General features: G+C 71.4%; 12 protein-coding genes. 6 read left to right on the forward strand and 6 right to left on the reverse strand.

All coding sequences use genetic code 11. The annotated features are described in order from the left end of the window. Positions 1 to 52: 52 nt before the first annotated feature. The 6 genes from ACFU7Y_RS05210 to ACFU7Y_RS05235 form a co-directional block, all read right to left on the reverse strand. Positions 53 to 607, reverse strand: a complete 555-nt coding sequence (locus ACFU7Y_RS05210) for a hypothetical protein (RefSeq protein WP_224277079.1) — start codon at positions 605 to 607, stop codon at positions 53 to 55. A 65-nt stretch (positions 608 to 672) separates the two neighbouring features. Next, a complete protein-coding gene (locus ACFU7Y_RS05215; RefSeq protein ID WP_224277081.1) occupies positions 673 to 1,110 on the reverse strand; it encodes a hypothetical protein in 438 nt (145 codons plus the stop codon). Positions 1,111 to 1,152: 42 nt separating this feature from the next. Further along, positions 1,153 to 1,950, reverse strand: a complete 798-nt coding sequence (locus tag ACFU7Y_RS05220; RefSeq protein WP_224277083.1) for a hypothetical protein — start codon at positions 1,948 to 1,950, stop codon at positions 1,153 to 1,155. Between the two features lie 28 nt (positions 1,951 to 1,978). After that, a complete protein-coding gene (locus ACFU7Y_RS05225) occupies positions 1,979 to 2,494 on the reverse strand; it encodes a hypothetical protein (protein WP_224277085.1) in 516 nt (171 codons plus the stop codon). 61 nt (positions 2,495 to 2,555) lie between these two features. Continuing rightward, positions 2,556 to 4,115 (reverse strand): hypothetical protein, encoded by a 1,560-nt coding sequence (locus ACFU7Y_RS05230; protein WP_380766531.1) that lies wholly within the window; start codon positions 4,113 to 4,115, stop codon positions 2,556 to 2,558. 75 nt (positions 4,116 to 4,190) lie between these two features. Further along, positions 4,191 to 5,657, reverse strand: a complete 1,467-nt coding sequence (locus tag ACFU7Y_RS05235; protein ID WP_380766533.1) for a pyridoxal phosphate-dependent decarboxylase family protein — start codon at positions 5,655 to 5,657, stop codon at positions 4,191 to 4,193. Positions 5,658 to 6,363: 706 nt separating this feature from the next. On the opposite strand from ACFU7Y_RS05235, the gene ACFU7Y_RS05240 reads away from it, so the two are divergent. From ACFU7Y_RS05240 to ACFU7Y_RS05265, 6 genes are all read left to right on the forward strand, one after another. Beyond that, a complete protein-coding gene (locus tag ACFU7Y_RS05240) occupies positions 6,364 to 8,904 on the forward strand; it encodes an ATP-dependent Clp protease ATP-binding subunit (RefSeq protein WP_374119927.1) in 2,541 nt (846 codons plus the stop codon). Between the two features lie 95 nt (positions 8,905 to 8,999). Continuing rightward, a complete protein-coding gene (locus ACFU7Y_RS05245) occupies positions 9,000 to 10,244 on the forward strand; it encodes a sensor histidine kinase (protein ID WP_224277090.1) in 1,245 nt (414 codons plus the stop codon). Beyond that, the gene (locus ACFU7Y_RS05250) at positions 10,241 to 10,918 is read left to right on the forward strand and encodes a response regulator transcription factor (protein WP_224277092.1); all 678 of its coding nucleotides are present in this window, start codon (positions 10,241 to 10,243) and stop codon (positions 10,916 to 10,918) included. The genes ACFU7Y_RS05245 and ACFU7Y_RS05250 overlap by 4 nt, the downstream gene beginning before the upstream one ends. A gap of 137 nt (positions 10,919 to 11,055) precedes the next feature. Beyond that, positions 11,056 to 11,343 (forward strand): SHOCT domain-containing protein, encoded by a 288-nt coding sequence (locus tag ACFU7Y_RS05255; RefSeq protein WP_224277094.1) that lies wholly within the window; start codon positions 11,056 to 11,058, stop codon positions 11,341 to 11,343. Next, positions 11,340 to 12,095 carry an ABC transporter ATP-binding protein gene (locus ACFU7Y_RS05260; protein WP_224277096.1) on the forward strand — a complete coding sequence of 252 codons (756 nt, stop codon included), beginning with the start codon at positions 11,340 to 11,342 and terminating at the stop codon, positions 12,093 to 12,095. Before ACFU7Y_RS05255 ends, ACFU7Y_RS05260 begins: the two co-directional genes overlap by 4 nt. Beyond that, on the forward strand, positions 12,092 to 14,701 hold the full coding sequence (locus tag ACFU7Y_RS05265; protein WP_224277098.1) for an ABC transporter permease: 2,610 nt from the start codon (positions 12,092 to 12,094) through the stop codon (positions 14,699 to 14,701). Before ACFU7Y_RS05260 ends, ACFU7Y_RS05265 begins: the two co-directional genes overlap by 4 nt. Positions 14,702 to 14,723: the final 22 nt, after the last annotated feature.

Raw genomic sequence — 14,723 nt, forward strand, 5'->3', positions numbered from 1 at the left:
GTGTCCCCGACCGCGGTGGTCGGGGACACCGGGCTCACGCGGTGCCGGGCGGTCAGACCTCGATCACCCGCAGCGCGGGGTGGTCGACCGTGTTGAGGTAGAGCTTCTCCTTGGTGCCCTCCTGCTCCAGCTCGATGACCAGCCGGTACCGGTACAGGCCGGGCTTGGCGGTGCTGAGCACGGTGCCGGCCCAGTAGTAGTAGACCGGGGTCAGCGGGGAGCGCATGCGGTCGGGCATGCCGTAGATCTTGAGCTCGGTGAAGAGCTTCCGCTCGGCCACGTCCTCCTCGTCACCCAGCTCGGTGTCGAGGATCACGATGTTGTTGATCTTGGGCATCGGCGGCCAGGTGCCGTCCAGCCGCCGCTCCATGTCGATCGGGCGGATGATCCAGTTCAGCACCTGGCCCTGCTTGCAGACCGTCTCCAGCTGCCGGGTGCCCTGGCCGGACCCGCCGACGCTGTTGTCCATCATGTACATCGCGTCGCCCAGCGAGCGGTTGGCCGTGGCCCGCTCCATGTTCACGAGCGTGACGATGTTGAGCTGTACCGAGTTCAGCTGCCCGGGGTTCTGCTTGTCCGCCGAGGCGCTGCTTGTACTGGTAGTCAAGGTTCCTCCTTCGAGCGCGCGCTCCGGGCGGTCCAGCGTCCGGAGCCGTCCGCTGCTCAGAGCTGTCAGGTGGCCTGGCCGACCAGGACGGGCGACGCAGTGGTGGTGATCGGCTCGACCTGTGTCCCCAGCCGGAACCTGATCCGGTACGGCACCGGGGACGTGGCGTCCTTCTTCACCGTCCCGGTCCAGTAGGCGACGTCGGTGCCCGGGTACACCTTCCGGACCGGCTCGCACACCTCGGGGTCGATCACGATCCCGTCGATGGCCACGAAGGCCTCGCACTCGAGCGCCAGCACGTTCCAGAGCAGCTGGTCGCCGGCCCTGACCTTGGTCCGCAGCTCCTCGGTGCCGAGGTCGGCGGACCCGCCGGCCTTGTTGGTGTCGTACAGGTACAGGTGGCCGTGGGTGCTCTGGGACGCCAGCATGCCCACGCAGTCCACCACCGCGGTGATCGAGATCGGGCGCTTCGGCGTGGTCTTCAGCCGTGGCTTGGTGGTCATCTACTCCTCCTCGTCCTTACCGGGACTTCCTGGGTCAGGGGCTCAGCCGAAGGCGGCCGGGGCGATCGGCAGGTATCCCATGCCGGCCCCGGTGAAGCCGTTCCGCTTGGGCTCCGCGGTGATCCGGAGCTTCGACTCGCAGGTGAGGTTGACCGGCTCCCAGGTCCAGTCGCCCGCCCGCTGGATCAGCTCGTGGAGCTGGATCCGCATCGTGTAGCTGTAGGTCCCGGGCCGGGAGGTGTCGATCGTCGCCGACCAGTACCAGCCGTCGGTCACCAGGTCCGGGGAGCCGTACTCGGCCGGGTAGATGACCTTCTCGTCCACCGCCTCGCCGAAGATGTCGGTGATCACCGGCGCCGGGTAGTTGTGGGTGTCCTGGCCGTGGTCGGAGACCACCCGGCCCGTGATGTCCAGGACCCGCTGCCCGGAGAGGGCCCGGGTGCGCGAGGTGCCGTTGACCCTGGTGCCGACGGTCTTCCGGATCCGGGTGAGCGCGGCCTCGGTGTCGCCGTTCGCCACCCCGGGCTTCTCGGTGAGCGTCGCGAGCTCCGCCAGCGCCTCCTTCTCGGCCTCCCGCGCCCGGGTGGTGTGGTAGCCGCGGGGCACCGTCGGGGGGATCGAACCGAGGCTGTACGGAAGCCAGTTGAGCACCTGCTCGCTGGCCTGCGAGCCGTCGCTCCAGTAGGCGCCGTTGATCGCGGTGACCAACTCGCCGGTGCCCTGGTTCAGGGAACCCTGGAGCTTCATGTTGTCGAACAGATAGGTGTTACCGGTCAGCGTCCGGGACTCCAGCGCGTTGCCGACGTCCACGAGCACGATGATCGCCAGTTGTTGGGCCATGCGCCCACCCTCCTTGTCGGTGTTCCGCCTACAGGCACATCAGTGCGGGCGAGTCGACGTGCAGCACGCTGTGCTCGCCCTCGTACATCTGGAGCTCCAGCCGGTACCGGTACGGCACCCCGGGCACCAGGTACGGCGGCACCACGCCGGACCAGACGTTGAGGTCCAGCTGCCCGCCCGCCACCCGGTGGCCGGCCGACGGTGCGCCGTCCGCACCGTCCGCACCGTCCGCGCCGCCCGCCACCGCGGCCGCGGCCTCGTCCGGGCCGATGTGGCCGACGTCGTGCGCGGTCGCGCCCGCACCCTCGTCCGCCGGCGCGAAGCTGATGCTCCGGATCTCGACGGGCGTCTGCAGGTCCACCGCCAGGGCGGACCACTGGACCACCTGGCCCGGCACCACCACGGTGCACAGGTCGGGCGTTCCCTGGTTCTTGCTGTCGAACGATCCGTCGTCGATCAGGCAGAGGTTGCCGTTGAGCAGCGTCTTGTCCGACAGTGCGCCGATCACGTCCACCACGACGGCGATGTTCACTTGCGGTTTCATACTCACTCCATTCCTCAAACCAACGTTCCGGAGCTGCAGTTGTGCCGTCCCGCCGGTTCTGTCAGCCCCGGTCGCGCACCAGCGGCACCTTGCCGACCGACGTCCGCTCGATCTCCGCGGACGCCCTGGGCACGAACTTGACCAGGAACCGGTAACCGGTCTTCTCGATCGAGGCGGGGTTCGCCTCGCCCTGGTTGAACAGCGAGAGCGAGCGGGGCAGCGCGTTGACGAAGACGTGCTGGACGCCGTACGGGCCGAGCGCGGCGTCCATCCGGTACGTCAGACCGGGGACGTCGTCGACGGACGCCAGCAGCGTGATCGTCTTGCCCTCGCGGTGGTTCACGAACTGGATCTCGTGGGCCACCACGTCCAGGTCCATCGCCGTGGCCTTGAGCAGGTCCTCGCGCAGCGCCTCGTACGCGCGCGGGGCCGAGTACTGGCTGTCGTTCAGGTGCAGGATGTCCCCGGTGCGGCCGGCGAACTCGAACCGGCCGGTCTTCAGCCCCGGCCCGTCCAGCCTCGGGCGGCGGATCATCCGGTCGCCCAGCTTCAGCCGCAGCAGCGGTGCCTCGTGCCCGTGCAACCGGGTGACGACCAGCTCGCCCTCCTCGCCCTCGGCGACCCAGCGGCCCTGCTCGTCGACGATCTCCACCAGGTGCAGCCCGGGCACGGCCGCCAGGCAGGGGGATTCCTCCGTCAGCTGCAGCCCGATGGTCTCGGCCTGGGTGGCGGCGAAGTAGCTGAGGATCGTCAGGTTCGGGTACATCGCCTTCAGCTCCGCCCGCTTGCGCTGCGGCAGCACCCCGCTCCCGTACAGCGCCACCCGGAAGCTCTCCTTGGCCTCCTGGCTCATACCCGCGCCGAGCTCGCTGAGGATCGCGATGCCCGCGGTGATCCCCATCAGCGCCTTCGGGCCGGGGTACGAGAACATGTGCTCCAGCACCGGGGCGGTGACCGGCCCCGCGCCGATGTAGTTGACCCCCGGCACCTGGGCCAGCACCCCGCCCACCATGGTGCCGCTGCTCCACATCTGGTAGTCCGCCAGCGTGGTGTACAGCCACTTGGGGTCGTTGCCGGGCAGGTACCCGCCGAGCTGGTAGGCGCCCATGAAGCGGCCGGCCACCTCGTAGGTGTCCCGCAGCTCCCGCAGCGAGTACACCGACTCCAGCGGCTTCCCGCCGCTGGTGCCCCCGCTGGCCACGATCTCGAAGCCGCCGCGCGCCAGCGGCACCACCATGCCCGGACGCGAATCCATGAAGAACTCGCGTTGGGTCTCCTTGTCCGACAGCGGGATCCGCTGCCACTCCTCGTACGTCTGCGGGGCACCGCTGATGCCGGCGCCCGAGAGGCGGCTGCGCCAGAGCGGGTTGAGCCGTACCGTGTTGACCATCTGCTGGAGGCGGCGCAGCACCAGGGCGTCCTGGATCTCGTGCGAGACCTCGCTGTACGGCGCCTGGCAGACCCGTTCGCACTCGCGGAGCTTGCTCGCGAACGAGGGGAGCTTCTCCACGGCCTCGACCGAGTCCGGCTTCAGTTCCCACTCGGGGATCAGCCAGTTCGCCAGTTCACTCGCGCCGCCGGGGGCCGCCGGTCGGGTGGGCGCGGTGCTCACTGCACTCATCGTCAATTCCTCGTCCTCGTGTTGTTCACTTGTTCATGTGCCGCAGTTCGTTCGGCCACGGTTCTTCGGCGGCCTTCAGCCGGCTTCGGCCAGGACGTCGGCGCCGACCCGCCTGATCTCGCCCAGCAGCATCCGGAAGTGCTCGACGGTGATCTGGTGGTTCATCATGACCACGCGCAGCGCGGCGACCCCGTCGATGTTCACCTTGGAGATGAAGAAATTCCCCTGGATTTTGATCCGGTTCCTGATCGCCACCTGGAAGCGGTGCACGTGTTCGTCCGGGAGTTCGGCGGGACGGTAGCGGAAGCACAGGATGTTGGCTTCCGGTCGGTGCACCGTTTCGAATTCCGGTTCGTCCTGGAGGAGCCGGTGGATCTCCTCGGTCAGTTCACAGAGGTGCTCGATCTTCTCCGCGAACAGGGCCCGGCCGTAGACGGACCAGAGGGCCCACAGCGGCATGATCATGGGCCGCTTGGTGCACTCGAAGTTCCTGGCACCGCTGTCGAGTTCGGTGTAGCGGTCCGGCTCCTCGTCGAAGACGTAGCTGGCGCGCTGCTGGAAGGCCCCGAGGCTGTCCTCCTTGTTCCGGTAGAACAGCAGCGTGCAGGGTGCCGGAACGAACATCATCTTGTGTGCGTCCCACGCCAGGGAGTCGGCCTTCTCGATTCCCCGCAGCTTGTGCCGGAGCCGGTCGGAGACCAGCAGGCTGGCGCCGTGCGCGCCGTCGACGTGCAGCCAGATGCCCGCGGCCCGGGCGATGTCGGCGAGCCCGTCGAGCGGGTCGAAGGCGCCGACCGAGGTGGTGCCGGCCGAGGCGACCAGGGCGAACACCTTCAGTCCCCGCTGCTCGGCGGCCTCCAGGGCCGGCCGCACCTGCTCCAGGCAGATCTGCTGCTGCCGGTTGATCGGCAGGCGCACGATCTGCGACTCGCCGATCCCCAGGATCCCGGCCGCCCGCGAGACGCTGTAGTGCACGTCCGCGCCGACCGCGATGGCGGGGCGGGGCAGGCCGTTCGCCGTCGGGCTGCCGCCCGACCAGAAGTCGGGGAACATCTTGTTCCTGGCCGCCAACAGCGCGGTCAGGTTGGCCAGTGACCCGCCCGAGGTGGTCACCATGGCGAAGGAGTCCGGCTCCCAGCCGATGAATCGATTCAGCTCCTCGGCCATGATGCGCTCCGCCACGCTGGGCAGCTGGCCCGCCTCGTAGAACGAGGACGGCTGGTTGACCACCGAGCTGACGAAGTCGACGACCCCGGCCAGCGGCACCACGCCCGAGAACTGCCGCCCCATGTAACCGGGTGAGTGGACCTGGATCCCCGTCCTGACGTACAGGTCGGTGATCCCGTCCAGCCGCTTCTCGTCGAAGGCCGCGATCTTCTCGCGCTCGGAGGTCATCAGGGCCCTGGCGGCCTGGGTCAGCGTTTCGGGGTCGATCAGTTCGAGCCCTCTGATCGATGAATCGGCCAGATGGCTTTCCAGTCGGCTCAGTACCGTCTCGGAATTCTCGCGGAACAGCTCGGGGTCGAACGTGTCGGCCAGCATTTCGCCGGCGTGCGGTTTTCCGACCCTGAGAGATGCGGAGGGACTCGGCTTCCGAGCGCCGAGCAACGGTCCCACTCCGCCTTTTTGCTCGATCATCTTCTGATTCGAGCGAGATTCCACCATAGGAGCCCCCCAATGGCCCTTGTTGAGGACATCGAGACTTTCCCTTTCCGGCGGTGTTCATGTCCAGCCGGGTCACTCCAACGAGTGAATATTCGTTTTTTGTAGGCGTTCGATTGCGTATCGTCGCGACTCGACTCCGGTGTGCGACTGGCGGCAATGTGGCTGGCCAGGCCGGTGAAGTGGTCCATCACATTTCGAACGTCAAAATCGAACGGGGCGGCGACTATTCAAACGCCAGCCGGGAATGTGCTGTTTTGGCCTGGCGGTTCGCCCGGCGGGCCGATTTCGGTCTTTCTGGCTGGTAACAGGAGGCAGGCCTGCGGCCCGGCCCTCGCACCGCGCACCCGGCTTCGGGGTCCGGTGATCTTGCGTGGTGCGGAGGCGGGATGGCCGGCGATGGCGGTGACGTACAGCGGCGGTGCGCTGCCGGAGCAGGTCACCGGGCGAACGCGGCCGCCGTGCGGCCGGACGGCGGCGAGGCCCGGGCACGCCACGTGACGGCCCGGCCGGCTCGACGGGCGAGGCGCCACGGCCTGTGTTTGTGTGGCTGCAAACCGCTTGGGAGAGGTGAATCGCCGTGACCATGCCCCCGTTCGGATCGAACGATCCGTTCTCCGACCTGCTCAGCCGGTTCTTCGGGATGAGCCCGATGGCCTCCCCACCCGCCGTGCAGCGAGTACCGATCGGGCGGCTGCTCAGCGAGTCCTCGCAGGAACTCCTCGCGCTGGCCGCGCAGCGCGCGGCCGAGGACGGCTCCAGTGACCTCGACACCGCGCACCTGGCCTGGGCGGCCACCCGGGTGGGCCCCTCGCGCCGGATGCTGGAACGGGCCGGCGTCGATCCGGACCGGCTCTCCGGCGACCTGGAGCACGCCCTGCCGTCCGGCAGCCGCGACGCGGCGGACGTTCGGCCGACGCTCACCCCCGCGGCCAAGCGCGCACTGCTCGCCGCGCATGCCCGCTCGCAGGCGGTCGGCGCCTCGTACATCGGCCCGGAGCACATCCTCGGCGCGCTGCTCGACCAGGAGCGCTCGGGCGCCGGCGTGGCGCTGCGCAACGCGGCGCCCTCGCAGGAGGCACTGAAGTCGGTGCTGGAGGAGCGCGGCACCGGCGGTGAGCGCAGCAGCACGGGCGCCCGCCCGAGCGAGACACCGACGCTGGACGAGTACGGGCGCGACCTCACCGAGGAGGCGCGCTCGGGCCGGCTGGATCCGGTGGTGGGGCGGGCCGAGGAGATCGAGCAGACCGTCGAGATCCTCTCCCGGCGGACCAAGAACAACCCGGTGCTGATCGGCGAGCCGGGCGTCGGCAAGACCGCGATCGTCGAGGGCCTGGCCCAGCGGATCGTCTCCGGGGACGTGCCGCAGAGCCTCAAGGAGAAGCGGGTGGTCACCCTCGACCTGACCGCGCTGGTGGCTGGCTCCAAGTACCGGGGTGAGTTCGAGGAGCGGCTGAAGAACGTGATCGACGAGGTCACCGCGGCAGAGAAGAGCGTGATCCTGTTCCTGGACGAGCTGCACACCGTGGTCGGCGCGGGCAGCGGCGGCGAGGGCTCGATGGACGCCGGCAACATCCTCAAACCGGCGCTCGCGCGCGGTGAGTTGAGCGTGGTCGGCGCGACCACGCTGGACGAGTACCGCAAGCACCTGGAGAAGGACGCCGCGCTGGAGCGCCGTTTCCAGCCGGTGCTGGTGCCCGAGCCGAGCGTCGACGAGACGGTCGAGATCCTCCAGGGGCTGCGCGACGCGTACGAGGCGCATCACCAGGTGCGGTTCACTGACGAGGCGCTGGACGCGGCGGCGACGCTCTCCGACCGGTACGTCAGTGACCGCTTCCTGCCCGACAAGGCGATCGACCTGCTGGACCAGGCCGGTGCCCGGGTCAGGCTGCGCAGCCTGAGCGGGTCCACCGAGGCGACCGGGGTGCAGGACCGGATCACCAAGCTGAAGCGGGAGCTGGACGAGGCCGTCGCGGACGAGGAGTTCGTCCGGGCCGCCAACCTGAAGACCGAGCTGCGGCAGACCGAGGACGAGCTGGCGGCGATGGCAGAGTCCCGCGAAGAGGTCGTCGACGTGACGGCCGACGACATCGCGCAGGTGCTCTCCTCCCGGACCGGCATCCCGGTCGCGGAGCTGAACGCGACCGAGAAGGAGCGGCTGCTCAAGCTGGAGGAGCACCTGCACGAGAAGGTGATCGGCCAGGACGAGGCGGTCACCGCCGTCGCCCAGGCGGTGCGCCGCGGCCGGGCCGGGATGGGCGACCCGGAGCGGCCGACCGGCTCCTTCCTCTTCCTCGGGCCGACCGGTGTCGGCAAGACCGAGCTGGCGAAGGCGCTGGCGGCGCTGCTGTTCGGCGACCCGGACCGGATGATCCGCTTCGACATGAGCGAGTTCCAGGAGAAGCACACCGTCTCCCGGCTGATCGGCTCCCCGCCCGGGTACGTCGGCTACGAGGAAGCCGGGCAGCTGACCGAGGCGGTGCGCCGCAAGCCGTACAGCGTGCTGCTCTTCGACGAGGTGGAGAAGGCCCACCCGGACGTCTTCAACCTGCTGCTCCAGGTGTTGGACGACGGGCGGCTGACCGACTCCCAGGGGCGTACGGTCGACTTCCGCAACACCGTGGTGATCATGACCAGCAACATCGGCTCGCAGCGGATCCTGGACCATGCGGGGAACGTCGACGAGATCAAGGACGACCTGATGCGGGACCTGCGCCGGCAGTTCCGGCCGGAGTTCCTGAACCGGATCGACGAGGTGATCGTCTTCCACGCGCTCACCAGGAAGGACCTGCTGTCGGTGGTGGACCTGCTGCTGGACCGCAGCCGGCGCCGGCTGCGGGCCCAGGACGTCGAGCTGGACGTCACCGAGGCGGCCAAGGAGTACCTGGTCAACCGGGGCTACCAGCCGGAGTTCGGGGCCCGGCCGCTGCGCCGGACGATCCAGTCGGAGCTGGACAACCGGATCTCCAACCTGCTGCTGGACGGTTCGGTGCGGGAGGGGGACACACTGATCGCGGACGTGAGCGACGGGGAGCTGGTGGTCACGCTGGCGCGGCCGGAGGCGTCGGCGACCTTCGAGGAGGCGCAGGCGAAGGCCCGGGCATCCGCGGACGCTGCGGAGGGCTGAGGGCGAACCGTGTCCGGGCGTACTCCAGCGGGAGTACGCCCGAACGCCACTGGTGGAGGACGCGCGGGGACGGGGCGCGGGTCTAGCTTGTGGGCATGATGCCGCCCACGTCCCCGCCGACCGAGCCGCCCCCGGCGGAGCAGCCGCCGGAGGAGCCGCCCGAGCCGTGGCGCCCGCCGTGGGTGCGCGCGGCCAAGGCGGGCTACCCGCTCGGGGTGGCGGCGGCGGTCGCGGTGCTCCAGGTGGTCGGCTCGACCTTCGCCGCGCACAACCAGCACGGGCGGGTCCCGCTGGACGCCCTCGGCTACCTGCTGCTGCTGCTCGGGCCGGCCCTGCTGGTGCTGCGCGACCGCCGACCGGTCGCGGTGGTGGCCGGCACGTCGGTGGTCACCGCCGGGTACCTGGCCGGCGGGTACCCGTACGGGCCGGCCTTCGTGAGCTGGCTGATCGCCTGCTGCGTGGCGATCGGCTCCGGGCACCGCCGGGCGGCCTGGGCCGGCGTGGGCGGGGTCTACCTGGTCCACCTCCTGGTCACCTTCCTCCTGCCGGAGAGCTGGCAGCGCGCGGCCCCGCCGTCCGGCAGCATCTGGCCGCAGGAGCTCGGGCTGTCGGCCTGGCTGCTGCTGGTGATGGCGGGGGGCGAGCTGGTCCGGTTCCGGCGCGAGCGGATCGCCGCCCACCGGGCCTACCGGCAGCAGCTGGAGGAGCGCCGGGCCAACGAGGAACGGCTCAGGATGGCCCGGGAGTTGCACGACATCCTGGCGCACAGCCTGTCGCTGATCAACATCCAGGCCGGCGTCGCGCTCGCGCTGCTCGACCGGCGGCCGGAGGAGGCCCGCGGCGCACTGGTCACCATCAAGTCGACCAGCAAGGAGGCGCTCGGCGAGGTCCGCCAGGTGCTCGCGACGCTGCGCGGGCCCGGGGCGGCGCCGCGCGGGCCGGCCCCCGGGCTGGACCGGCTGGACGAACTCACCGAGCAGGCGGACCGGGTGGGCCTGGAGGCGGAGGTGCAGGAGCGCGGCGAGCGGCGCGAGCTGTCCGCCACCGTCGACCTCGCCGCCTTCCGGATCGTCCAGGAGGCGCTCACCAACGTGGTGCGCCACTCGGCGGCCCGGCAGGCGGTCGTGGTGCTGGACTGGAGTGACCCGGCCGTGCTGGTGGTCCGGGTGGAGGACCCGGGGCCCGCGGTCCTCGGCGACGCGGGCGGGTCGGGCAGCGGGCTGGTCGGGATGCGGGAACGCGTGGCGGCGTTCGGTGGCACCATCACCGCGGGGCCGCTGCCGGACGGCGGCTTCCGGGTCCGGGCGGAGCTGCCGACACCGAAGGCGGAGAGCGATTGATTCGGGTACTGCTGGCGGATGACCAACTACTGGTCAGGGCGGGCTTCCGGGCCCTGCTGGACCTCCAGGACGACCTCACGGTGGTCGGCGAGGCGGGCGACGGCGAGGCGGCGTTGCGGCTCACCCGCGACATCGTGCCGGACGTCGTGCTGATGGACATCCGGATGCCGCGGATGGACGGGCTGGAGGCGACCAGGAGGATCGCCGAGGACCCGGCGCTGTCCTCCGTCCGGGTGGTCGTGCTGACCACCTTCGAGCTGGACGAGTACGTCTTCGAGGCGCTGCGCTCGGGGGCGGCGGGCTTCCTGGTCAAGGACACCGAGCCGGCCGACCTGCTGCGGGCGATCCGGGTCGCGGTCGCGGGGGACGCGCTGCTCTCGCCGGGGGTGACCAGGCGGCTGATCGGCGAGTTCGCCGCCCGGTCGAAGGCTCCCGAGGCCGTGCCGGAGGGTCTCTCGGACATCTCGATGCTGACCGAGCGGGAGCGCGAGGTACTGGCGCTGGTCGGGATGGGCCTGTCCAACGAGGAGATCGCCCGGCGGCTGGTGGTCAGCCCGCTGACGGCGAAGACGCACGTCAGCCGGGCGATGGCGAAGCTCGGCGCGCGGGACCGGGCGCAACTGGTGGTGCTGGCCTACGAGTCGGGGCTGGTGCGGCCCGGCTGGCTGGGCTGAGCGGCCCCTACTCTTCCGGGAGTATCCCAACTGCCGCTGCTGGTAGGACGCGTGATGAGACCCCTCGGCGGGACGCTCTAGGCACCTCGGGAACCCCCCGAGGTCCTGGAGGCCCACCACCGAGGAGTTGAACCATCATGTACACGCAGCTGGCCGACTGGCACGGCCCCGGCCCGTGGATCCTGCTGATCCCGCTGGTCTGGATCGCCGTGGTGGTCCTGGTGATCGCGGTGCTGCGCCGCACGGTCCGGCGGCCGCACGGCTGCGGGTTCGGGGGCGGGGCCGGAGCCGTGGCGGAGCATCCGCTGGCCGTCCTGGGCCGCCGCTACGCCGAGGGCGACATCGACGCCGAGGAGTACCGCGCCAAGCGGGCCGTGCTCAGCGAGCCGCCGCGGGACGACGCCAGGGGAGGTGGCACCAGGTGACCACCCTGGACGTCGTGCGCGGCGCCGCCGCCCGGGTCGCCGATGCCGTGAAGATCTACGGCGTCGGCGGCACCGAGGTCCGGGCGCTGGACCACGTGACGGTGGAGTTCCCGGCCGGGCGGTTCACCGCGATCATGGGCCCGTCCGGCTCGGGCAAGTCCACCCTGATGCACTGCGCGGCCGGGCTGGACACGCTCACCGCCGGCACCGCCTGGATCGGCGACACCGAGCTCGGCACACTCAACGACCGGCGGCTCACCCTGCTGCGCCGGGAGCGGATCGGTTTCGTGTTCCAGGCCTTCAACCTGGTGCCCACGCTCACCGTCCTGGAGAACATCACCCTCCCGCTCGATCTGGCCGGGGCCGCCCCCGACCAGGCCTGGCTGGAGACACTGGTCGACGTGATCGGCCTGGGCGACCGGCTGCAGCACCGTCCGAGCGAGCTCTCCGGCGGCCAGCAGCAGCGGGTCGCGGTGGCCCGGGCGCTGGCCGGGCGGCCCCGGGTGGTCTTCGCCGACGAGCCGACCGGCAACCTCGACTCCCGCAGCGGCGGCGAGGTACTCGGCCTGCTGCGCCGGGCGGTGGACGAGATGGGCCAGGCCGTGGTCATGGTCACCCACGATCCGACGGCCGCCGGCTGGGCCGACGAGGCGCTCTTCCTCGCCGACGGACGGCTGGTGGACCGGATGCGGCAGCCCACCTCCGCCCTGGTGCTGGACCGGATGAAGGCCTTCGAACGGGGTCGGTCGTGAGCGAGCGGATCCGAGCGAATCGAGGCGGGCACACGAACACCGTTCCCCTCCGGCTCAGCCTGCGCTCGCTGCGCGCCCACCGCAGGCGGCTGGCCGGCACCCTCCTGTCCATCCTGCTCGGAGTGAGCTTCCTGACCGGCACGATGGTGCTCGGCGACACCCTGCGGGCCAACTTCGACACCCTCTTCGCCGACGCCAACGCCGGCACCGACGTCGTGGTCCGCAGCGCCGACGTGCTGGACTCGCCGGGCACGGTGGGCGGGGTACGGGCGCCGGTGGCGGCGGCGCTCGCCGACCGGCTGCGCACCGTACCCGGGGTGGCGGCCGCCGAGCCGTCGGTCCAGGGGGCGGGCCAGCTCATCGGAAGCAACGGCAGACCGATCGGCGGCCAGGGCCCGCCCACCCTGGCGGGCAACTGGCTGACCGACGGCCGGCTCAACCCCTACCGGCTGGCCGAGGGCCGGGCGCCGGCCGCCCCGGGCGAGGTCGTGGTGAACCGTGGCGCGGCGAAGGCGGGCGGGCTGCACCTCGGCTCGACCACCGTGCTGCGCACCCCTGATCCGATACCGGTCACCGTCGTCGGCATCGCCACCTTCGGGGCGGGCGCGGACGGCATGGGGCCGAGCACCTTCACCGCGATGACCTTCGCGGACGCCGAGCGGTACCTCACGCCCAAGGGCGAGGGGCAGGCCGCCTCGATCCAGGTCCGCGCGTCGGGCGGGGTCTCCCAGCGGGAGCTGGCCGACCGGATCACCCCGCAACTGCCCGCCGGCGTCCAGGCGATCACCGGCGCGGCGGCCACCCAGGAGTCCACCCAGGTGCTGTCCGGGCGGTTCCTGACCATGTTCACCACGCTGCTGCTGGTCTTCGCCGGGATCGCGTTGCTGGTGGCGACGTTCACCATCCACAACACCTTCGCCATCGTGGTCGCCCAGCGGACCAGGGAGCACGCGCTGCTGCGGGCGCTCGGCGCGGTGCGCGGCCAGGTGCTCGGGGCGACGCTGGCGGAGGCGCTGGTGGTCGGCCTGCTGGCCTCGCTCGGCGGGCTGCTGGGCGGGATCGGGGTGGCCGCCGGGCTCAAGGCGCTGTTCTCGGCGCTCGGCTTCGCCCTGCCGACCGGCGGCATGGTGATCAGCGCGGCCGCCGTCCTGCTGCCGCTGCTGGTCGGCACGCTGGTCGCGGTGGGCTCCGCGCTGCTGCCGGCCGTCCGGGCCGGGCGGACGGCTCCGCTCGCGGCCCTGCGGGACACGGGCGTCGACCGGGCGGCGCAGGGGCGCTCGGGCACCGTCCGGGTGGTGCTCGGCAGCCTGCTGCTGACCGGGGGAGTGCCGGTCGCCGTCCTCGGCGCGACCGATGGCCCGTCCGTGCTGCTGACGGCGCTCGGGGCACTGGCGGTGCTGGCCGGCATGGTGGTGCTCGGCCCGGTCGCCGCGGCCGGCGCGGTGCGGATGTTGGGTGCGCCGCTGCCCAGGCTGCGCGGGGTCTCCGGGGTGCTCGCCCGGCGCAACGCGGCCCGCAACCCGCGCCGGACGGCGGCCACCGCGAGCGCGCTGATGATCGGAGTCGCGGTGGTCACGCTGTTCACCGTGTTCGGCGCCTCGATCAAGGCCACCCTGGACGACACGGTGAGCAAGTCCTTCGCGGGCGATCTCGCCGTCACCACCGCCTCGTTCGGGGCCGGCGGCAGTGGGATCAGCCCCAAGGCGGCGGACGCCCTGGCCGCCCTGCCCGAGGTGCGGCAGACCGCCGGGCTCGGCCGGGGCGTGGCCCGGATCGACGGGCACGGCCGGACGCTGGACGTGACCGATCCGGCCCGGCTGTCCGGGGTCGTCGACCTCGGCCGGGTCGACGGCTCACTGGCCGCGCTCGGCACGGACGGGCTGGCGGTCTCCCGCAGCGAGGCGCAGCAGCACGGCTGGCGGCTCGGACAGTCCGTCACCGTGGGCTTCACCGACGGCGCGAGCGGCCCGTTCACCATCCGCGCCCTGTACGAGGGCGGCAGTCTGGCCGGCGACTACCTGATGACCCGGCAGGCCTGGGCCCCGCACCGGGGGCAGGACGCGGACACCATGGTCGCGATCGGGCTGCGTGACGGCGTCTCGGCTGCCGCGGGCAAGGCGGCGGTGGAACGGGCGCTGGTCCCGTACGGCAGTCCGCAGGTGCAGGACCGCGCCGAGTACGCGAAGAGTGCGGCCTCCGGCGTCGACATGATGCTCTCGGTGGTCTACGCGCTGCTGGCGCTGGCGGTGCTGATCGCGCTGCTGGGCATCGCCAACACCCTGACGCTGGCGGTGCACGAGCGGACCAGGGAGCTGGGGCTGCTGCGGGCGGTCGGCCAGACCAGTGGTCAGCTGCGGGGCATGGTGCGCTGGGAGTCGGTGCTGGTGGCGGCCTTCGGGACGGTCGGCGGGCTGGGCCTCGGAGCCTTCCTCGGCTGGGCCCTGGTGCGCGCCTCGGACAGTGCGGGGACGGGATCGTTCGCGATACCGCCCGTGCAGCTGGCCGTGATTCTGGCGGCCGGGCTGCTGGCGGGCGCGGTGGCCGGACTCCGCCCGGCGGGGCGGGCGGCGCGGCTGGACGTCCTGAGGGCGATCGCGGCGGAGTAGGAGGCGACGGAAGAGGAGGCGG

The sequence above is a fragment of the Kitasatospora sp. NPDC057542 genome (genome assembly GCF_042801945.1).
Lineage (GTDB): Bacteria > Actinomycetota > Actinomycetes > Streptomycetales > Streptomycetaceae > Kitasatospora.